Genomic DNA, 18,388 nt, shown 5'->3' on the forward strand with positions numbered 1-18,388 from the left:
GTTGACGGTTGATTTAGCGTGGCCCGGACGGGCCGTGCTCCTGGCATCCACTGCGCTTCCCATCCGTGCCACATGGCCCGGACCGCAGGAGGCGCAGTCCTCCACAGCCGAAGTTTTGGGGCTTCTGTTGTGAAGGGCTGGATACGCGTAGTCAGCCGCCGCTCCCCCACACTCCTGAATGAGATGTGCTGACGCTGCCCGGACAGGGAAAAATTCCGTTGGAATAATCCACCGGAACGGGAAGCGTTGAGGGCGCAGCAAACTGCTCCCCCAAGTGTACTACAGCAGCCCGCGCCGAAGGTACGGCCGGACGGGCGGCCGGGGGCTGGCCGGGACAGGTGGTTCGGCACTTTTCCACATAGGGCGGCACAGCCCTGCCGCGCCGGCGGACCGCCGCCCCATGCTGGGCAGATGAAAACCATGGGGCTCCTTGCCGCTCTGCTGTTCCTGCCGGCTTCCTCCGCTGCCGGTTCCGTGCCCGCTCCGGCGGGCACCGGCCCCGCCTGGCAATGGCCGCTGCAGCCCCGGCCGCCGGTCCTGCGGAATTTCGACCCTCCGCCGCAGCCCTGGCTGAGCGGCCACCGCGGCGTGGACCTGGGAGCAGCGGGCGACGGCGTCAAGGTCACCTCCCCTGCGGACGGCACGATCAGTTTCGTCGGGACGGTGGTTGACCGGCCGGTCCTCACGGTCGACCACGGCAACGGACTACGGAGCAGTTTCGAGCCGGTGGAGAGCACGCTCGCCAAGGGGACGTCCGTGCAGGCAGGCCAGGCGGTGGGCATCCTCAGGAACGGGCACTGCGGTACCAGGCCCTGCGTCCATTGGGGCGTGCGCCAGGACGGTGACTACGTCAATCCGCTGAAGTTCGTCATGGACCTGCGGCCCTCCGTCCTGCTGCCCCTGTATGCAGGAGAGCCGGATCAGCAGGACGGCGGAATAAAGGCAGGCACGTCGCGGGATAACGCGCCCAGGCAGGTCAGACGATGGCCGAGATCCCGGTGACGCCGCGCCCGGCCACCAGGGTGTTGATCTCGTGGGTGCCTTCGTAGGAATAGATGGCTTCTGCGTCAGCGAAGATCTTGGCCATGCCGAAGTCGGTGACGATGCCGTTGCCCCCCAACAGGCTGCGGCCCAGGGCGGCGCTCTCGCGCATCCGGGCGGTGGTGAAGGCCTTGGCCAGGGCGGACTGTTCATCCTTGGCCTGGCCGTCGGCTTCCAGCTGGGAGAGCCGGACCATCATGCCCATGGAACTGACCGCGTTACCGAGGATCTGCACCAACTGGCCCTGGACCAGCTGGTAGGAGGCCAGCGGCTTGCCGAACTGGTGCCGTTCCACCGCGTACTGGCGGGCGACATCGAACGTGGCCAGCTGCAGGCCCACAGCCTGCCAGGCCACCGCGAGCCGGGTCACCTTGAGGACCTTGTTGACGTCCTTGAAGCTGTTGGCGCGGGCGAGCTTGAAGAAGTCCGGGACCACCACGTTCTCCAGCGTAATGTCGGCGTTTTGCACGGTACGGAGCGAGATCTTGTTTTCGATCTTCGCAGCCCTGAAGCCGGGGAGGGTGGTGTCCACCAGGAAGCCCTTGACCTGGCCATCGGCCACGTCGCGTGCGAACACCACTACCCAGTCGGCGAACGTTGCGTTTCCGATCCAGCGCTTGGCGCCGTTGAGGACCCAGTGGTCCCCTTCCCGCCGGGCGGTGGTCCGCGTGCCGCCGGCGACGTCGCTGCCGCCCAACGGCTCCGTCAGGCCGAATGCACCGATTTTCCGGAGGGAGTAGATATCGGGCAGCCAGGCCTCCTGCTGCTCCGTGGACGCCAATGCTTCGATTGAGCCGGTAAAGAGGCCGTCGTGGACACCCAGGAAAGTGGCGATGGAAGCGTCGGCGCGGGTTACTTCCGCGTGCAGCAGCCCCGCGAACAGGGTGGAATAGCCCTGCCTCCGCACAGGGCTGACCAGGTCAATACGGGCGAGCCGGGGAATCAGGTCCATCGGGAATTCGGCCCGGTTCCAGCAGTCCGTGGCGATCGGCGTCACTTCACGGCCCAGGAACGTACGGACTTCAGCGAGCCGGTCCCGTTCCTTGTCCGTCAGCAGTTGTTCAAAGGCATAGAAATCACCGTCAGCATAGGGCAGGGCGGGTGCCTCGACGGCGGGCGCGGCGGGAGAGGACACAGCGGACATGGCTACCTCGCAATGGGTCTGGTGAGTCTGCGGATTGGATCGGAGCGATACGTTCCCGGCATCGGGAGCATCAAAGTTACTGGTGAGTAACATACCGCATCCATGCCCTTAAGCAAAGAAGCCGCGGCCAACGTTGAACGTTGGCCGCGGCTTCGGATGAGGGTAGGGCTACTCGGACTTGAACCGAGGACCTTAGGATTATGAATTGCTGTTTTTGGTTAGTTCTAGGTGGACACGGTTGATCCCTAGATTCCGGGGTTTTCGGCCCTTCCCGGAGACTTGAATGACCGGTCATTCTTGGTTGGTTTTAGGTGTTTCCGGTGGGTAAGCGGTGGGCGACTAGGTAAGCGACGGGCGGGGAATACCGCTCCACGTGCTGGTGACATTGCCCTGACAGCTATCCATACTGGCGGACATGGAAGATACACCCGGCAACCCCATACCCAACCCGCCGCTGACCCTCGACGGTGCCGCGGCCGCCCTGCACTGCTCCCCGGAGACGCTTCGAGCATGGCGGAAGACGGGGAAAGGACCCAAGGCCCGCGTCGTGGCCGGCAAGCTCCTCTACCGCGTCAACGACCTGGATACCTGGCTGGAGGATCAGCCCACGTCCTAACGGCCGACTCTCCGGAACTGTGACTGCCGGTCTGCTTCCCTGATAGCACCGTTGGCTTCCTGGCGGGCTACCTCTGTCACGACGCCCCGGACCTGTTCCCCGGTGAAGGGGTTGGTGACCATGACAGTGAGTCCTTCGAGGGAGACTGAGGGCACTACCTGGGACGCCGCCGAAAGCTGCGCGGCCGACGTGTACGACCCGACAGCGCCGCCGCCGGCCAGGCCCTGGATGTTCCCGGTCCTGACTCCCGCACGGAACCGGTAGACGGCGTCGTGCCCGCCCATCATCTGGACTTCCTGGGCGGTGAGCATGTGCTCCCCGTTGGACGCCCAGATCGGCACGTCATCACTCGTGCCGGTACCCGGGCCCGTGATAGCACCACCGGCGGCCTTCCGCGGCCGGAACGTGTCACCGTTCAGGTCCGCCTGCGTCGGGTTCCTGATCTCCGAGATCATCTTCGTGTACTGCTCCACCACGCTCATCCGCACCACGCGCCCGTCCAACGCGTCAGCCTGACCCTTGATGCTCTGCAGCTTCGAACTGGCACTGTCGTTGACCCACGTATCGATCGGCACCTTCTTCGGAATGCCCAGGGCTTTGCGGGCCAGCGTGTCCGCGGCGTCTCCGGTGATGCCCAACTGCCCGGCGGCCGTCACCAGGTCCTTGTACGACTGCGACAGCGACGCCTGCAGGCCCTTCTGCGCGGCCGCGCTGCCCTGGGTGGCCAGCGTCTCCTTAGCGGTCGCCTCCGCCGACGTTATGGCGGCCTTGGCGATGTCGTTGAATGCCGACTGGTTGGCCCGGCCCGCTTCGGTGTTGATGTCGAGCGTCGTGCCGTTCTTCGTCACCGACTCGGTCATTTTATCGATGGCGGACTGGTACGCCACGGCGGCGTCCGAGGAGGACAGCGAGCGCAGGCCGGCGGCGAACAGGGACTGCGTGAACTTGTCCACGTCGGTGATGGCGCCCTCCGCGCTCATGCCGATCTCCTCGAGTGCCTCAGCGACTGCTTCCGATGCTGCGGCCGCACTGGACGCCGCCTCGCTCGTGCCGATGAGTGCCTGCGCGGTCTTGTCTCCACCGTCCGCTGCGGCCTGCAGCGCCGGGGGGACCTTGCCCATGGCGAACTCCAGCAACTCGGTTTCGGTGAGGGCCACGTTGGACTCGCTGGCCATGCTGCGCAGCGCGTCCATGTACGTGGGGAACCGGTCCGCCACGTCCTCCAGCTTGATGCCCTGCGCCTCCGCGCTGTCGGCAATGGACTTGAAACCCTTGGCCGCCAGTTCAAGGTTGCCACTGGACGCCGCCGCCGCGATGGATTGGTCGGCTTTCTTGAGCCCTTCCGCGAGCTTTGCCATGCCATTGTCCACGCCGAGCGCCGTTGCCCCGAAGGATTCGATGGCGGAATTGAAGTCCTGGTTGATCAGCTTATTCAGCGCCTCTCCGGCACTGTTGATCTCGCCCTCAAACTCCTTGGCGCCGATGTCCTTGAATATCTCGTCCAGGCTTCCTGCGTTCTTGCTGAGGCCCACGAGCTTCTGGGTGAACTCCTCAGTCGTTACCCCGGCTTCCTGCATGCTGTCGTTGATGCCGTTGACGATCTGGAAGCCGACGAACGCGAGGGCCGCTATGCCTGCCGCCTGGCCGACTCTGCCCAGTCCCCTGCTGCTGCCGTCCGCCCGGGTGTTGAGCTCCTTGAATGCGTCGATGCTGTCTTTGACCTTGGGGAGCATGACCAGGAGGCCGCCGCCTGCGAGCGCGGCCGTGCCTGCTACCCCGGCGAGGCCCGTGGCGGCACCCTTGACGGGGTCCGGGAGGTTCCCGAAGGCCTGCGCGAGGCCGGCGACGTTCTCCGCCGCCCCGGAGATGACGGGCAGGAGTACGGCGCCGGCGTCGATGGCCGCGTCCTTGATGTTGTTCCAGGCGATTTTCACCTTGGACTCGGTGGTTTCGTAGCGCTTTGAGGCCTCATTGATGAGGGCAGTGTTCTCTTCCCAGGCGGTCGCCTGCAGGTCGAGGGAATCAGCCAGAAGGCCACCTGCGCCGGCGAGGCGGAGGATCACCGAGGTTTCCTCAGTGCCCTTGATGCCGAGATCGGACATCGTCTGCACGACGTTGCCGCCCTCGTCCTTGACCCTGGACAGTCCCTTGACCATCATGTCGACGGCACGGACCGGATCCGTCTCGAAAGCAGTGGCGAAGTCTTTCGCGCTGAGGCCGGAAACCCTGGCCAGATTCTGGAGACCCTCCCCACCCTCCTTGATGTCCGCGTACATGCGCTGCATGACCCGGGACATCACGCCGCCGCCGAGCTGCGCCTCAATACCCACGGACGCGAGAGCGTTCGACAGGGCCAGCACTTCGCCCTCGCTGGCGCCTACCAGCTTCCCGGCACCCGCGATCCGCTGCGCCATGTTGAGGATCTCTTTTTCCGTGGACGCGCCCGCATTGCCGAGAGCCACCAGCGTGGACCCGAAGTTATCGATGTCATCGCCCGTCGTGCCCATGACGTTGGCGATCTGGGCGATGGCCGTGGCCGCCTCATCGGCTGTCAGGTTTGTGGTCTCGCCGAGATCCACCATCGTCCGGGTGAAGGCCGCTACATCCTCGCGCTTTACGCCCAGCTGCCCAGCGGCCTCAGCAACAGCCGCGATCTCCTCATGGGTGGCCGGGAGGGTCTTGGCCAAGTTTCGAAGCTCACCCTCCAGCTCGGCCATCTGCTCGGGCGAGCCATCAACGGTCTTCGTCACGCCAGCCCAGGCGGACTCCCAACCCATCGCCGCTTTGGCGGCGGCGCCCAAGGCGGCGACGGTGACCGTTCCGAACGCCGCCATGTCTTTCCCTGCGGAGTCCATCGCCTTGCGTTGATCGCCGATGGACTTACTCGCCTGGCCGGTCTTCTGCACGACATCGTCGGTCGCCTTGGCGGCCTTTCCCAGCCCGGCAACGTACCCGGCAACTTCGGCTTCCAGCCTGACGATTACTGATCTGACGGACATCCGGGCTCCCCGCTCTCTGGTCGATTTTCAGGCTCATTCCCCATGCTGGCAGAGGCTCCGGACCCGGCTCTTCCGGTCTTCCGACGGCGGAAATGGGGGTCCGCTAATTGACCATTCGCGGGTTCAGCACCCGGCTAAGCAGGTGGAATAGGGGCAGAGGCGAGGGCACAGCATCCGGTTTGGCCCGGACCCACCGGTAACCCACCGCAAACACCGACTATTACTGCGCAGCTTTCGCCTTCAGCACGCTGACGGGTGTCACCGTCATGGAGTCCCGCCACTGCCCGTTCTTTGTCCGCGTTGTCAGGTCGTCCCAGCTGACCTTCCCGTCGTCCAGGAGCTTCAGGCGCTCCCTGCCCATGATGGCGGCCTGTGTCTCAGGGGTCAGTCCGTCGAACCATTGCCGGGCGTCCGGGAACTCGTCGGCCGGCTCATCCATGCCCTTGAATCCGAGCTCCGCCCATGACTTCGTGACCGGTACACGGGCGCACCGGCCCTGGTGATGGTCCAGCGGGCCCGGCTCCTCGACGGGGTGGAGTGTGCCGTGGTTGGCGAGGCAAGAGGGGCAGGTGCGGGCCGTCAGGGCGGCGGACCAGCGCCATCCGGCCATGATGTCCCGGTTGCGTTCCTCCGAGACTTTCGCGGCCGCCCTGTGGGCGTCCAGGACCTCGTTTCGGCTGATGACCAGTGCCCGGGTAAGGCCCCCGTTGAATTTGTTCTCTGCGTTGCGGATGATGCGCGCCGCGGTCCGGTTCGGATTGTCTCCCAGCGCGACGGCCCGGATGAGTTCGTTTTTCATGAGCCGTTCGACGTCGGCTGCCAGCGGCCGGGTGTCCTTGTGGATCTGTTGGAGCGAGCGGGTGACGATGGCTTCCATGGCGTCCGCTGATGCGTGTTCCCAGGCAATGACGATACCGGCGTGTTCCGCCGGGAGCTGGGACGCGATCGCGCTGATGTGGGCCTTGTAGGCGTCCGTGGTCACCGGCCCAAGGTCGTCGGCCACAAGGGGTTCGATCCCGTCTGCGAGCTCTTCGAGTGCTTCCCGCGCCAGTTCCAGGGTCTTGGCCAGACGCACGTTCTGATCGACCTGCCGGTGGGACAGGCGACCGTCCTTCGCCGCGAGCATGAGTTCCGCGAAGGACGCCTCGAACTCCGGCTGCAGGTAGTCCCACGCCTCCACCCAGGCTTTCGTCAATGCCCTTGTGTGGTCACCCATGACAGCATCCAGCGCCCGCCTGGTGTCGTCGCTGATTCTCTGCGTCTCCGGTGTGAACGGCACGTCAGCGGGCCTCCGGGTCGAGGAGGGTGGCTTTGTAGCGTTCCAGACATTCGAGGTCCCGCGGGGTGCCCTCCATCTCGCCTGACCGGATCCAGTCGATGGCGTCGTTGACCTGTTCGAGGGCGGCCTGTTCGTCCGCTGAAAGCTGTACCGGTGGCAACGTGTCCATGCCCACCACTATGTCGCCCGCGGCCGCGGAGTCCCTTCCGAGCTTCCGGCGGCGGAAGTGCACTGCTGACAGGTCCACTTTCCCGCTCCTATACTCAGGGAATGGGTTGCCGGCAGGAGGTCGGCGCGCCCTTCACGTTGGGGGAAAAATGAACAAATCCGTGACACTGCTGACCCTGGCCGCGGCCGTGATCCTGACCGGATGCTCGGACCCGGCCACAGCAACATCCCCATCACCAACCCCGACGCCGCCGGCGACCTATGACACGGTGGCGGAACTGAAGGATGCCTTCGTAGAAGCCGGCGGCGAGTGCGATGACTGGGAACAGACGAACAAGGTGCAGATCGCTGCCCAGTCTGGGACCTGCGGGACGGACACAGTCCTGTCGGTCTATCTCTCATCCGAAGCAGTGGAGCGCCGGATCGAAACCACCAAGGGCTCAATCTTCGGCACAGTGGGCGGGGATTGGCTCGTCGGTGAGAACTGGATCATCAACGCTGACGGCACCAGCGACCTGAAGGAAAAGCTGGGGGGCCGCATCGTCTCATTCGCGGAGAACTAACCGTCTGCTAAGAGCCTGTTCTGAGGGCACGGTGGCCGCGTAGGCCCGGTATTCGCCTACCGATGAGCGCCTATGCTGGCCAGTTCCCTTCCGGTCCACCGCTTACCCACCGCTATTAGTCACTTCCCAGTAGGATTCAGGCGGTACATGACGAATATGCAGGGGGAACAACATGGCGTCTACAACGTGCGGGCGGTGCGGGAAGTTCAGCCACATGACGAGTTTGGGGCAGTCAACAGTCGAAGAATCAATACCCCCGGGGCACTACCGCATCGAAAGTTGCTTCCGGTGCGACCGGTGTGGGCGGCTCAACGTCGGCGGACTGGAGACTAGCGCTAAGCCATCGAACGCACAACATGAGGCCATGATGGCCGTCTACTGGCACACAACAGAACCGGCTTACTGGTATCCGAAGTTCGTGGAAGGACAGGACTACCCGGACGTACCGGCGCATGTGGCACGCCCAGCATCTGAAGCTCACGAGTGCAACAGCATTTTCGCGTACATGTCCACTATCCTCATGGCCAGATCTGTGATTGAAGCGGTGGCCAAGGACAACGGCATTGATTCTGGAAGCCTCTACAAGAAGATCGACGCCATGCACGGCAAGGGCCTTATCAATGAATTCGCCAGGCAGACCGCGCACACCATCAGAACTTTCGGGAATGACATGGCCCATGGTGACTTTACCGTCGACGTCGGTCAGTCCGACGCGGCTGGCGTGCTCAAATTTATGGATTACATACTTCGCGAGGTGTACCAGGCACCAGCCGAGCTGCAGCGCCTCCAGGACGCGGCTGAGGCCCGGGCGGTGACATAGGAGGGCCCCGCGACGTGGGGGACGCCGCCGGGCCTTCGAGGACCAAGCTATTAGGCAGCCCGCCCCAAGTCCAAATCAAGGGGACGCGTGGAGGTATTGAAAAAGTCCTCCAACGCTGCCGAGTAGTCCACGGTGGGCCGCTCCCGCTGAATGTAGTGGGCGAGGGTGACCGCGTCGGAGGTGTGGCCGAGCTGCTTCGCGGCCGCTCCGGAGCCGAGCTGCTTGGCCAGCATCGTCGCTACCGTCTTCCGGAGGACCTTCGGCGTAACCCACTCGAACTCCGTCCCCTTCAGGGCGCGGCGCCACGTCTTCCCGAAACTGTTCGGGTCATACAAGGTGCCCGCGTCGGACGGGAAAACCATCTCGCCCTCGGCTGCATCCCGGCGCCGGCGGAGCATGGTCAGGGCGAACCCGGGCAGTCGGAGCTTCCGGTCATCGCCCTCCTTCGTCTCCCGCTGCAGCACCATACCCTCCCCCGGCGCCCGGTACACGGTGTTGTTCACCTCGACCGTGCCCCCTGCCAGGTCCACGTCTACCCACTGCACACCGAGCGCTTCCCCGGGCCGGACACCCGTGGCGATCATGAAGTCCAGCACGTCGACCGGGGCGGTGGGCCGGTGCCTGCCCACGCCCTTCCACCCGGTCAGCTCCGCCACGAAGTGCGCGCGGAAGCCCCGGAACTCCTCCGACGTCATGGCCCGCACCACCGCCTGCTTGTCCTGAATGGGTGAGAGGTTATCGGCGGGGTTAACGGCCGTCGCGTCATGCCGGACCGCGTAGTCGAACATGCCCCGCAACACTGTCTGCGCTGTCTGGGCGTTCGCCGGGTGCACCTTGGCCATCGCCACAACCGTCTTGTCCAGCCGGCCGGCCGTGGCCTCCCCGATCCGGAGCCCGCCGACGGCCTTGGCCAGTGTCTTCAAAACGTCCTCGTACCGGTGCACGGTACGGGCCTTCCACTTTCCCTGCGCCTTGCCGTGTTCCAGCCACAGCGCCGCCAGGTCGGATAGTTTCGTGTCGCGGGACAGTTCGCCCTGGTCGAGGTGGCGTTGCCGGAGCGCCTCATCAAGGACGCGCCGCGCGCCGCCCTTCGTGGCAGCCCACCGGTTCACCCGTCGCAGCACCCCGTCATAGTCGCGGTAGTAGGCGTAGGCGAGGTACTGTCCCCGGTCCTCTTTGACCGTGACCTTCCCCCACGTACCGACAGGGGTGTTCGGCCGGGCCATCAGCCGATCAAGCCGTCTGCTAAGTCGAAGTTCTCAGGCCGGCCGATGTCTCCGCCCTGTTTCTGGGCGGCAGAGGGGCCGCCGCCGGGCGTCTCGCCCGCTGCATCCACCGGTAACCCACCGCTTTCCGATCCGCCGGGCAGCTTCCACGCCCTCACGGCACCGGTCAGGAAAGCCCGCCGCTCCGGGGACGCCTCGACCTCTCCCGCTTCGATCTGGCGGAGGTCTTCCTCCAGTCTCACGGCCGCCTCATGGAGCGCCTGGGCGAGGCCAGGGACCATCATGCCGACGCCCCGGCGAATGTCAGGCCGGCGTCCTGAGCGGCGCGGAGCGAGTCCGGGATGTAGTCACCGGAGTTGAAGCTCAAGCTCATCCTGCTGACCTTCGTGCCCACCTCTTTGTCGATCAGGTAGAAGTCGTGGGGGATCCGGCCGGTGGACAGGTAGTAGCGGATGACGCCGGCGCGGGTTTCGTGGCGGTGGGCTTCATGCTCGAGGACGCCCTCCTTGCCTAGGTTCCCGTCGGCCCTGTCCCATTCGCACTCGTCCAGGGTCTCGATGTCCCGCTTCAGGGCGTCGAGCTTGGCCAGGTGCGCGGCGGAAGCTTTCCGGGCGGCGGCGGCCAGCTTGTCCTCTTCGCGGGCTTCGGCTTCCAACACTTCCCGCTGGGCCTTGTGGAGCTTGGTGCGGGCCTCAGCGGCGGCACCGTCGAAGGCCCGTGCTTTCCGTTCCTGCGCCTGGATGTTCAGGCTGATGGTCTCGGCCGCGGATTCGTCGGCGAGGATCGCGGCGCCGGACTCGGCGTCGAGGCGGGCGGCTTCGGCGCGTGCAGCGGCGGCCTTGCCTTCCCATTCGGCGACGACGGATGCCGCCTTGGTTACTGCGTCCTGTGCTGATTCGATGCTCTTGCTGAAGATGGCCATCGTTGTCTCCTGTGGGCTAGTGGGTTTGGGTTTGGTGGTCGGTGGGTTCGGCGTACCGGAGGGGGTTGGCCATGCGGAGGATCATGATGAGTGCCAGGAGGCGGGCTTTCTGGGCTGCGCGCCGGGTCAGCCGGGCGTAGGCCCAGGCGGGCATCCAGGCCGGCTTGCCCGCGTCCTGCATGATGTGGGCCATGACGTACGCCTCGTAGTGGTCTGTGCTGATGAGGCCGTTGCGGTCGGTGTGGAATGCCCGCTGGAGCATCAGCTCGTGCATGAGGCACACATACCGGATCCGCCCTTCCCTATCGATGAGGGCGGTGTCGCTGGGGAACGGGTCCAGGCACATGCTGCACTGCTCCCCGACGGCGGCGGCGGAGGGCCGGCCGGTGAAGATGGGGCCCATGAGCGGGTGGATGTGCTCGGTTGCTGTGAGGACCCGGTCGAGGCTCTTGCCGGCCATTGGCGCCGCCGTCCTAACCCCGGTAGATGGTGGTTGTGCCGGTTGCCGGGTCACGGACGACCCTCTGCTTCGCTTCGGTAGCTGGCCGGTTGGTAGCCGGAGGCTGGGCCTCACGCGTGACGGTCTGGGCCACTTTCGTTACGTGGTTCTTCACGTATTCCTGGCGCTGGTCCTCGTTGGGCGTCGTCTTGGCAATGTGCCTGTACGCCTCGTCAGCGATCGCCCTGGCTTCTGATTCGGCGAGGTAGATGCCCTTGCTTCCGTCTGCGCGCATGATCGCCTCTGTGAGCGTCTTGGTGGCCGCGGCGGCCGCTTCGTGGGCTGCCCACACGGCGAGGGCTTTGTTGCTCTCTTCGGTGGTTCCCCACGCGGCCTGCATGATGGCGTTCTCACGTGCGAGCTCCGCGGGCTTTGGGCGTCCCTCAAGTGCGGCCAGGATGTCGTCATTCGTGGTCATTGCTGGCCCTCCTTGGGCGAAGTAGTTGTGGCCCGGGTAGCGTCCGGCCCCGCCTTCCACCAGCAGGGCCGGACGTTTCGTGCAACCCGGCCGGAGTTCCCGAAGGAACCATCCATGAACAGCATCCGACATACCTACACGCCGGGGTTTCCGCATTTCCGTGCTCGGAAATGTCGATATGTGGTGGGTAAGCGGTGGATGGTGGCCCTTGGCGCGGCCGGTCCGGCCCGTGTCCCCTGGTGTTTCGGCGGTCCGGGCGGGCGCGGCCTGCGAATGCACTCTTATCAGGGCCTACGCCACATGCCGGGCCAACAGGTAACCCTCGACGCTGTCCGCGTCCACGAACCAGCGCCCAGCGAACCTGCGGCCCGACAGTCGCTCCTCGGTGAGAAGTTGCCGGACACGGCGTTCGCTGCAGCCCAACCGGGCGGCCGCATCCACAGCTGTTATCTGGTCACCGGCAGGCCCGGGGGCCGCCTCCCGGGCTTCCACGGCGGGGGCGTGCAGCGCCGGCTGGGACTGGGCCGCGCCGCCTGTGGCTTCCAGCCGTTCACGGTCCCATTCGAGCGCCATCTTCCGGAAGGCGTCGAAGGTGGCAAGGAGATCCTCCCGGGCCTCACGGTCGGGCATCCCGGCGGTCCTGGCGGCCACGGTTTCGATGGGCAGCAGCGCCAAGATCAGCTTCGCGTTCCTCCCGGACACGCACGCGGCGAGCTTGTCGTTGCTCCGGGCCGGCCTGTACCCGCTCACTGCACCAACCTCCGCAGCTCCTCAGGTACCACCACCGGCAACAGCGAGCGCTGCTCCGTCGTGAGTCCCAGCCGGTCGAAAATCCGTTCCAGCGCTTCCACCAGCTGGCGGCTCTGCAGCTCGGTCACGCGCACCCGGCGCTCGTCCAGGTTGAATTTCCCCAGAGCCTCCAGGATCTTCGCCAGGCGGTCCTGGTAATTGCCCCACAGGACGATCTCAGCGCGCATCTGCTCCGTTCCCGTCAGTGACCGGTAGCTGAGGTCCTGCAAGGCGTTCACGCGGGCAGCCAGGGCCCTCTCCGTGCCGGATATGCGCGAGGCGAGCTCCGCGAGAGCCTCGACCGGGTCAAAGATCCTCTCGAAGCCCTCAGCGGCCAGCACAGCGGCCGCGTTCTTTTCCACGTCCCTGACCTCCGCCCGCCGCCTGGCAGCGTCCCTGACGGCCGGCGCGGAACCTCCATGGACCCGGCACACGCTCCCGCCCTTGATCGCGTACGCCCGGCACGGGGTCCCGTCTGACTTTCGGGCCTTGCAGTAGAACTCCGCCGATCGTTTGATGGGTGCCGGCTCCTGGGGTCCTTCGATGGGTAGGGTCATGGCATCACCGCCTCATTGTCGAAGCCGTCGACGTAGCCCTGTCGGAGGTCGCCGGTTTTGTCCATGAGCATGGCGAGTGTTCCTTTGAAGAACCCTTCTTGGGTTTCCCAGACTGTGCGGACGTAGCCTTTGGCGTAGTCGTCGGCGCCGCGGCGGTGGTAAAGCGTTTGGCAGTGCTTCTTGATGGGGGTTTCGTCGCCGTTGGCGAGTGAGATTCGTGCTGCGAGGCGGAGCCCGTCACTGAGGAAGAGCTTCATGTCTGCGAATCCAACGAGTGTGCCTGCCTTGTCGGTGATGGGGAGGGTTTCTACTTTGGCGGCGAGGAGTTGTTTGAGGCGGTTGGTGGTGTTCATGGGTCACCGTTCCCGCCGGTTGCTGGCGCCGATGTTTTGGCCGCGGTCGAGGATGAGGTTTGAGGCGAGGCGTTTCCTGACGAGTTCGGATGCGAGGTGTTCGGTGGTGCGTTCCTTGGTGACGGGGGCGGTGCTGAGGCGCCGCTTTTTGAATCCCTGATCGTGTTTCTGCTTGCTCATCGGGTGACCTCCGTTTTGGCGGGGTGGTTGGGGCAAATTTCCTGGTGGGCTAGTTCGACTGTCCAGAGGAGGGCCGAGTCGTTGGTGTGGTGTTCGGTGGGGATGCAGAGCTGGCAGGCGCTCGGCGGGGTGTAAGCGGTCATGGTGTCTCCGTGGTGTGGTTGGCGGGCTCGTAGGCGGCCCGGAGAACGGCTAGTTGGGCTTCGGCGGCGAGTGCCCGGTTCATCCATGCCCTGACGTCTTGGTGGGCTTGCTGGGCTTTTTCGCGGTAGGTGTCGCAGAGTTCGATGTACTGGGTTTTGGTGAGGCCCATTGCGGCGACTGAGGGTTGCTGTGCGGTGGTCATGGTGATCCTTCCGTCTCGTGCTCTTCCCAGATCTTGACGGGGGCCGCGTATTGGGCTTTAAGCCGTTCCCAGGCTTCCTGGTGGTATTCGGCGCTCCATGGATTTCCTGCGGCCTGGGGTTCGTATTCGTCTTCCCAGCAGCCTTGATTGAGCCAGGTGGCCGGCATCTTGGTGTACTGGGGATCCTGGCCTTTGCGTTCCGCCGCGTAGCGTTGTGCGCCCGCGAGGAGGTCTTCGGCGGTGGCCCCGTTTTTCCTTGCCCGCTTGTAGGAGTTGAGCGCGGCGGCTCTGCCTTTGTGTTTCGGGTAGATCTGGTACCAGGCCATGAAGTCCTCGTCGAGCTGCCGGTTCAACGCTGCCGGCGACAGCCGCGGCTCAGTTTCCGTGGCTCCGGTTTCGGAGCGCGGGGATGAGTTCTTAACTGGTTGGTTCTTAACTGGTTGGTTAGTAGGAACCTGGGGTTCCGGTTGGGAGCACGAAAAGTTCCGGTTGGGAGCCTCAAAAGTTCCGGCTGGGAGAGGAACTGACGTTCCTGTTGGGGCTGTACCATCCGGAACTAAGGTTCCGTGTGGAACTCCCGTTCCGGTTGGAACTGTGATGACGTAGACGCTTGTGTAACCTGTGTCGCCCGCACGTCCGCCCCTCCGCGTTTTTGAGATCCAGCCGCTCTCCTCAAGTGCAGCGAGGTTCTTCCGGATTGCCCTGTCCGTGATGTTCAGCCGGGCTGCCAGCGTTGCCTGGCTCGGGAATGCGCCGCCGCCCGTCGCGCTGTCTGCATACGACGCGAGAGCCAGCCCTGTGCGGAGCGCTCCTGCTGTCACTTCGGGGGCGAACGTGATCGCTTCGATCCATTCCCATTTGTTGGCCAATCAGGTTCACCTTCTTCCGTTGCGGCCGTGTTGTCGGCGTGGTTGGGTCACAGAGCGGCGAGCTGCTCGTGGTAGTCGCGGATAGCGGCGGTGGCAGCTGCTGTCTGCTCCCAATGGGGCCGGTCGTTGACCATGTAGCCGATGCCGTGTGCGGGGTGGGGTGTGGTGGCCGCGGCCGTGACGAGCCCGGCGAGTACCTCAGGGAAGCTGCGGCGGCCGCTGAGGCGCCTGGCGATGGTTTCCAGTGACCCGGGGTCGATGACGGGCTGCACGGCGTTCACGGCGCGGCAGATCGCCTCTACCTGGTGGTCGTTGAGCGGTGCGATGGCGGGTGCTTCGGTGGTTGAGACCTGGGTGTTCAATTTTGGTTCCTCGTTCTTCTAAAGATGTGGATGTCTAGTGGTGCGCTCACCCCCTCAGATGAGCTGCAACCCGCCGGACCATGAATCGAGCGCTGACGTCTGCTCTGCCTCGGTGAGGTCGGTGAACAGGATCTCCGCGGCCGCATCGAGATACGAGTCGTCCACGTAGCCGCAGACGCTCACACGGTTCCGGCCAGGGACGCACGGATGCCTCTGCCATGCCGCTGGGTCCGTGCAGACGGCCGTAGCCAGCAGGCAGCGCTGCTCTTGATCCGTTGCCCCGGCGAACTCGGTGATGAGCGTCTCCCCGGTGGCAGTGTCGTAGTTGAGGCTCCCGAAAATCCGGTAAAGCCGGCCGTCGGGTGCCTTCTTGACTAGGACCGGCCGACATGAATAGACAGCCCGGACCCGGGGCGCCACGGTCACCGCATCGGACGGGACATCGTGCTTGTGCTCGTCCGTCATGGAACCGCTGCAGGTCGTGCCGATGTGGAAGTACCGGGGCGAGCCTGTCGTGGCTTGAGGCGTGCGGGTAGAATCTTTCACAGCTGTTACTCCTTGATTAGTTCTTGGTGTTGCTGGCTGTTGCGGTCTGGACTGACTTCTTGGCGGAGGTGTCCAGGCCGCTTTTTTGTCGGGGTTTGGTGCCGATCCATATCCGGCAGACCCCGCCTGATCGACTCGGCCGGCGGGAGACGTGGAACCCGATGGACTGGATAAGCCCTCTCTGCGCCGCTACCCGGAACAGGCTCCCCCACTCCTGGGTGCTGGCCGGGGCGGTCAGGTTGTGCCGCTCCTGCAGGTCGTATGCGTCGAACGCCCTGCCCGTCGCAGCCTCAGCCTCGAGCGCGTGCTTGGCTTCCTCCCGCCACGAGAGGTTCTCCAACGCGATGGGCTGGCTCATGCAGCATCCCTAGGGTCGAGCTGGGCTTCCTCCCAGGCCAAAACGTCCTCGAGGCGATACCTCAGGAACTTCCCGACCCTCATGGCACGTGGACCCTGCCCCGGCCGTGAGCGCCAGAAGTACACCGTGCTCAGCGGGACTCCCAGCCGCGTGGCCAGTTCCTGAGTGGTCAGGTGCGGGCTTCCTTCAGCGGATGCAACGGCCGCCTTCGGATGAGTAGCTGTTTTCACTGGTCCCTCCATCTCTAATTTAGTGATTGAATCACTACTTGATAGCACTGACTCTAAGTTGCTCCTAGACCGATGTCAAGAATTAGAGCTAGTATCACTGATATGGAGATTTCGGGAAGTGTAACCAAGACAGTGGGAGAGCCCATCGGCGCACGCGTGGCCGCCAACATTGCGCGGCTACGGGAGAAGCGGGGACTGTCGCAGCCCCAGCTAACTGAACTGCTGAAGGAACGGGGCATTTCCTTCGCCCGCGGTGCAGTCAGCAAGATCGAAAAGGGGCAGCGGAAACTGGATCCGGACGAGCTCGTGGGGTTCGCCTTGGCACTAGGCACCACTCCGAACGCGCTGCTGTTCGGCGAGGACAGCTTCCTACCCACCGAAGAATTAGGCCTTACGCAAGCCGACAACTACCCGGCGGAGAGGGTCTGGACGTGGGCAGATGGAGAATTCCCGATCGAACCCGCGACGACGAAGGCACAGCTCGAATTTCAAAAGGAAGCAAGGCCCCACCTGCCGCCCGTTCTACTCAAGGACCTTCCCCGACAGGTCCGAGACGCCCAACCATCGAAGAACCTAGAAGACGCCTACAAGGCTGCCGCAAAGTACTTCGAACGCGATCGGACAGTCCTGGACCTGCTGATGGGAGAGCTGCGCCGCGAGCTTCCGGAGCCTTTCGACCTCGACAAATGGCATGAAGGACAAGACCTGCTGACTCCGTTAGGGGATGATCCCGATGCCTAGGCCGCCGCTGCAGATCGGCACGTGGGGGAAGATCAGCCGCGACGAAGTATCGCCCGGCGTGTGGCGTGCGATGGCCAGGTTCCGGGACTTCGACGGCGTCACCCGGAAGGTGGAGGCGCGGGCGCCGGCAACGTCCAAGGCGGACCGCGGCGGGAAGGCTGAGCGCCTCCTCATCGCCGCCCTCACGGATCGGGCGATGCCGGCCGGTGAGGACATCACCGGGGACATGCGCATCGCCAAGCTCGCCGTGATCTGGTGGGCGGAATTCGAGGACAACGACCGGGCCCTGAATACCCGCCGCCGGTACCGGGACATCATGGACAACTACGTCTGCCCCGGCGTGGGCGGCCTCCGGATCCGGGAAGCGACCGTCTCCACCCTGGACCGGTTCCTGAAGACCATGAGGACCAAGCACGGAAACGCCACTGCGAAGCTCTGCAAGACCGTCTTGTCGGGCATGCTCGGCCTTGCAGCCAGGCACGGGGCACTGGACGGGAACCCGCTGCGCGACGTCGCCACGATCCCCACCAGCCATAAGGAGGTCCGCGCCCTGACCGTGGCGGAGGTCGGCGCGCTGCGTTCCGGGCTCCGGCAGTGGGAGGCGAACAAGAAGCAGGCCGGCCGCTATCCCACAGTGGACATGCTGGACGTCGTGGACATCATGCTCGCCACGGGCGCCCGCATCGGTGAGGCCCTGGCGATCCGGTGGAAGGACATCGACCTGAAGGCGGAGCGGCCGACGGTGACGGTGAACGGCACCATCGTCTACATGGGAAAGGGCGAGGGCCTGACGATCCAGGACCACCCTAAGAGCGCGAATTCCCGCCAGAGGTACTTCCTGCCCGCTTTCGCCGTGGAAATGCTCCTGAGGCGGCAAATTGGGCAGCTGGAGGCCAACCCGTGGGATGTCGTGTTCCCGTCGGCCGTCGGTTCGCTCCGGGACCCTAACAACTTCCGGAAGCAGTGGCGTACGGCGCGTGATGAGCTGGGCTTCCAGTGGGTTACGCCGCACACGTTCCGGAAGACCGTAGGCACCCTGCTGGAGGCGTCGTCAGGCATGGCCATGGCGTCCGCCCAGCTTGGGCATTCCAGCGAAAACGTGACCCGGAAGCATTACGTCCAGAAGACGCACCAGGCGCCGGACAACACGACTCTGCTGGAGGCGTTCGGCCAGCGGCTGGAATGATTTCGGTGGGTTTCCGGTGGATTACCACCCCGGTACACCGGAAATGAAAAGCCCCTGATCTGCGTTTCCGCAGGTCAGGGGCTCTTTTCGGGTAGGGCTACTCGGACTTGAACCGAGGACCTTAGGATTATGAGTCCCGCGCTCTAACCAGCTGAGCTATAGCCCCCTGCCCCCCG

At 64.7% G+C, this 18,388-nt stretch carries 26 protein-coding genes, 1 tRNA gene and 1 pseudogene; 6 read left to right on the plus strand and 22 right to left on the minus strand.

Annotated elements, in window-relative coordinates:
- Window positions 1-411: 411 nt before the first annotated feature.
- Window positions 412-1,002, plus strand: coding sequence for a M23 family metallopeptidase (locus tag ACIQCM_RS08690; RefSeq protein ID WP_400606158.1), 591 nt, complete (start codon window positions 412-414; stop codon window positions 1,000-1,002).
- Here the strand turns inward: ACIQCM_RS08690 and ACIQCM_RS08695 are convergent.
- Window positions 977-2,185, minus strand: coding sequence for an acyl-CoA dehydrogenase family protein (locus tag ACIQCM_RS08695; RefSeq protein WP_400606157.1), 1,209 nt, complete (start codon window positions 2,183-2,185; stop codon window positions 977-979). The two genes, ACIQCM_RS08690 and ACIQCM_RS08695, sit on opposite strands and share 26 nt — an antisense overlap.
- Before the next feature lie 415 nt (window positions 2,186-2,600).
- Here ACIQCM_RS08695 and ACIQCM_RS08700 point away from each other — a divergent pair, with 415 nt between their 5' ends.
- Window positions 2,601-2,801 (plus strand): helix-turn-helix domain-containing protein, encoded by a 201-nt coding sequence (locus ACIQCM_RS08700; protein ID WP_400606154.1) that lies wholly within the window; start codon window positions 2,601-2,603, stop codon window positions 2,799-2,801.
- Here the strand turns inward: ACIQCM_RS08700 and ACIQCM_RS08705 are convergent.
- The 3 genes from ACIQCM_RS08705 to ACIQCM_RS08715 form a co-directional block, all read right to left on the minus strand.
- Window positions 2,798-5,800, minus strand: coding sequence for a phage tail tape measure protein (locus tag ACIQCM_RS08705; protein WP_400606152.1), 3,003 nt, complete (start codon window positions 5,798-5,800; stop codon window positions 2,798-2,800). The genes ACIQCM_RS08700 and ACIQCM_RS08705 overlap by 4 nt on opposite strands.
- Window positions 5,801-6,020: 220 nt before the next feature.
- Complete coding sequence (locus ACIQCM_RS08710; RefSeq protein ID WP_400606150.1) at window positions 6,021-7,079, minus strand: phage minor head protein; 1,059 nt, start codon at window positions 7,077-7,079, stop codon at window positions 6,021-6,023.
- A 1-nt stretch (window position 7,080) separates the two neighbouring features.
- On the minus strand, window positions 7,081-7,326 hold the full coding sequence (locus ACIQCM_RS08715) for a hypothetical protein (protein WP_400606148.1): 246 nt from the start codon (window positions 7,324-7,326) through the stop codon (window positions 7,081-7,083).
- Between the two features lie 70 nt (window positions 7,327-7,396).
- On the opposite strand from ACIQCM_RS08715, the gene ACIQCM_RS08720 reads away from it, so the two are divergent.
- Together ACIQCM_RS08720 and ACIQCM_RS08725 are read left to right on the plus strand one after the other, a co-directional pair.
- Window positions 7,397-7,810: a hypothetical protein gene (locus ACIQCM_RS08720; RefSeq protein WP_400606145.1), complete on the plus strand. Its 414-nt coding sequence runs from the start codon at window positions 7,397-7,399 to the stop codon at window positions 7,808-7,810.
- A gap of 364 nt (window positions 7,811-8,174) precedes the next feature.
- Window positions 8,175-8,630, plus strand: a complete 456-nt coding sequence (locus tag ACIQCM_RS08725) for a DUF4145 domain-containing protein (protein WP_400606144.1) — start codon at window positions 8,175-8,177, stop codon at window positions 8,628-8,630.
- Window positions 8,631-8,680: 50 nt separating this feature from the next.
- On the opposite strand, the gene ACIQCM_RS08730 is transcribed toward ACIQCM_RS08725, so the two are convergent.
- The 17 genes and pseudogenes from ACIQCM_RS08730 to ACIQCM_RS08810 form a co-directional block, all read right to left on the minus strand.
- Window positions 8,681-9,856: a tyrosine-type recombinase/integrase gene (locus tag ACIQCM_RS08730; RefSeq protein ID WP_400606141.1), complete on the minus strand. Its 1,176-nt coding sequence runs from the start codon at window positions 9,854-9,856 to the stop codon at window positions 8,681-8,683.
- Window positions 9,856-10,140: a hypothetical protein gene (locus ACIQCM_RS08735; RefSeq protein WP_400606140.1), complete on the minus strand. Its 285-nt coding sequence runs from the start codon at window positions 10,138-10,140 to the stop codon at window positions 9,856-9,858. The genes ACIQCM_RS08730 and ACIQCM_RS08735 overlap by 1 nt, the downstream gene beginning before the upstream one ends.
- Window positions 10,137-10,778 carry a hypothetical protein gene (locus ACIQCM_RS08740; RefSeq protein ID WP_400606139.1) on the minus strand — a complete coding sequence of 214 codons (642 nt, stop codon included), beginning with the start codon at window positions 10,776-10,778 and terminating at the stop codon, window positions 10,137-10,139. Before ACIQCM_RS08740 ends, ACIQCM_RS08735 begins: the two co-directional genes overlap by 4 nt.
- Window positions 10,779-10,794: 16 nt before the next feature.
- Complete coding sequence (locus ACIQCM_RS08745) at window positions 10,795-11,238, minus strand: hypothetical protein (protein WP_400606136.1); 444 nt, start codon at window positions 11,236-11,238, stop codon at window positions 10,795-10,797.
- Between the two features lie 13 nt (window positions 11,239-11,251).
- A complete protein-coding gene (locus ACIQCM_RS08750; RefSeq protein ID WP_400606134.1) occupies window positions 11,252-11,695 on the minus strand; it encodes a hypothetical protein in 444 nt (147 codons plus the stop codon).
- A 291-nt stretch (window positions 11,696-11,986) separates the two neighbouring features.
- Entirely contained in the window at window positions 11,987-12,445 is a 459-nt protein-coding gene (locus ACIQCM_RS08755) for a hypothetical protein (protein ID WP_400606132.1), read from the minus strand.
- A complete protein-coding gene (locus ACIQCM_RS08760; RefSeq protein WP_400606129.1) occupies window positions 12,442-13,041 on the minus strand; it encodes an HGGxSTG domain-containing protein in 600 nt (199 codons plus the stop codon). The genes ACIQCM_RS08755 and ACIQCM_RS08760 overlap by 4 nt, the downstream gene beginning before the upstream one ends.
- Window positions 13,038-13,394: a hypothetical protein gene (locus ACIQCM_RS08765; RefSeq protein ID WP_400606127.1), complete on the minus strand. Its 357-nt coding sequence runs from the start codon at window positions 13,392-13,394 to the stop codon at window positions 13,038-13,040. The genes ACIQCM_RS08760 and ACIQCM_RS08765 overlap by 4 nt, the downstream gene beginning before the upstream one ends.
- 3 nt (window positions 13,395-13,397) lie before the next feature.
- A complete protein-coding gene (locus ACIQCM_RS08770; RefSeq protein WP_400606124.1) occupies window positions 13,398-13,574 on the minus strand; it encodes a hypothetical protein in 177 nt (58 codons plus the stop codon).
- Window positions 13,571-13,717: a hypothetical protein gene (locus tag ACIQCM_RS08775; RefSeq protein WP_400606121.1), complete on the minus strand. Its 147-nt coding sequence runs from the start codon at window positions 13,715-13,717 to the stop codon at window positions 13,571-13,573. Before ACIQCM_RS08775 ends, ACIQCM_RS08770 begins: the two co-directional genes overlap by 4 nt.
- Window positions 13,714-13,920, minus strand: a complete 207-nt coding sequence (locus ACIQCM_RS08780; protein WP_400606118.1) for a hypothetical protein — start codon at window positions 13,918-13,920, stop codon at window positions 13,714-13,716. Before ACIQCM_RS08780 ends, ACIQCM_RS08775 begins: the two co-directional genes overlap by 4 nt.
- Window positions 13,917-14,273, minus strand: a complete 357-nt coding sequence (locus tag ACIQCM_RS08785; RefSeq protein WP_400606435.1) for a hypothetical protein — start codon at window positions 14,271-14,273, stop codon at window positions 13,917-13,919. Before ACIQCM_RS08785 ends, ACIQCM_RS08780 begins: the two co-directional genes overlap by 4 nt.
- Window positions 14,274-14,588: 315 nt before the next feature.
- Window positions 14,589-14,741, minus strand: a pseudogene (locus ACIQCM_RS08790) (helix-turn-helix domain-containing protein); the annotation flags it as partial.
- Window positions 14,742-14,836: 95 nt separating this feature from the next.
- A complete protein-coding gene (locus ACIQCM_RS08795) occupies window positions 14,837-15,151 on the minus strand; it encodes a hypothetical protein (RefSeq protein WP_400606116.1) in 315 nt (104 codons plus the stop codon).
- A gap of 54 nt (window positions 15,152-15,205) precedes the next feature.
- Complete coding sequence (locus ACIQCM_RS08800) at window positions 15,206-15,697, minus strand: hypothetical protein (protein ID WP_400606114.1); 492 nt, start codon at window positions 15,695-15,697, stop codon at window positions 15,206-15,208.
- 16 nt (window positions 15,698-15,713) lie between these two features.
- Window positions 15,714-16,055 (minus strand): hypothetical protein, encoded by a 342-nt coding sequence (locus ACIQCM_RS08805; RefSeq protein ID WP_400606112.1) that lies wholly within the window; start codon window positions 16,053-16,055, stop codon window positions 15,714-15,716.
- On the minus strand, window positions 16,052-16,297 hold the full coding sequence (locus tag ACIQCM_RS08810; RefSeq protein ID WP_400606109.1) for a helix-turn-helix domain-containing protein: 246 nt from the start codon (window positions 16,295-16,297) through the stop codon (window positions 16,052-16,054). Before ACIQCM_RS08810 ends, ACIQCM_RS08805 begins: the two co-directional genes overlap by 4 nt.
- A 90-nt stretch (window positions 16,298-16,387) precedes the next feature.
- On the opposite strand from ACIQCM_RS08810, the gene ACIQCM_RS08815 reads away from it, so the two are divergent.
- A complete protein-coding gene (locus ACIQCM_RS08815; RefSeq protein ID WP_400606106.1) occupies window positions 16,388-17,026 on the plus strand; it encodes a helix-turn-helix domain-containing protein in 639 nt (212 codons plus the stop codon).
- Window positions 17,019-18,212 (plus strand): tyrosine-type recombinase/integrase, encoded by a 1,194-nt coding sequence (locus ACIQCM_RS08820; protein ID WP_400606104.1) that lies wholly within the window; start codon window positions 17,019-17,021, stop codon window positions 18,210-18,212. Before ACIQCM_RS08815 ends, ACIQCM_RS08820 begins: the two co-directional genes overlap by 8 nt.
- A gap of 92 nt (window positions 18,213-18,304) precedes the next feature.
- Here ACIQCM_RS08820 and ACIQCM_RS08825 read toward each other — a convergent pair.
- Window positions 18,305-18,378 (minus strand) — tRNA-Ile (locus ACIQCM_RS08825).
- Window positions 18,379-18,388: the final 10 nt, after the last annotated feature.

It is taken from the genome of Pseudarthrobacter sp. NPDC092439 (genome assembly GCF_044754945.1).
Classification (GTDB): Bacteria; Actinomycetota; Actinomycetes; order Actinomycetales; family Micrococcaceae; genus Arthrobacter.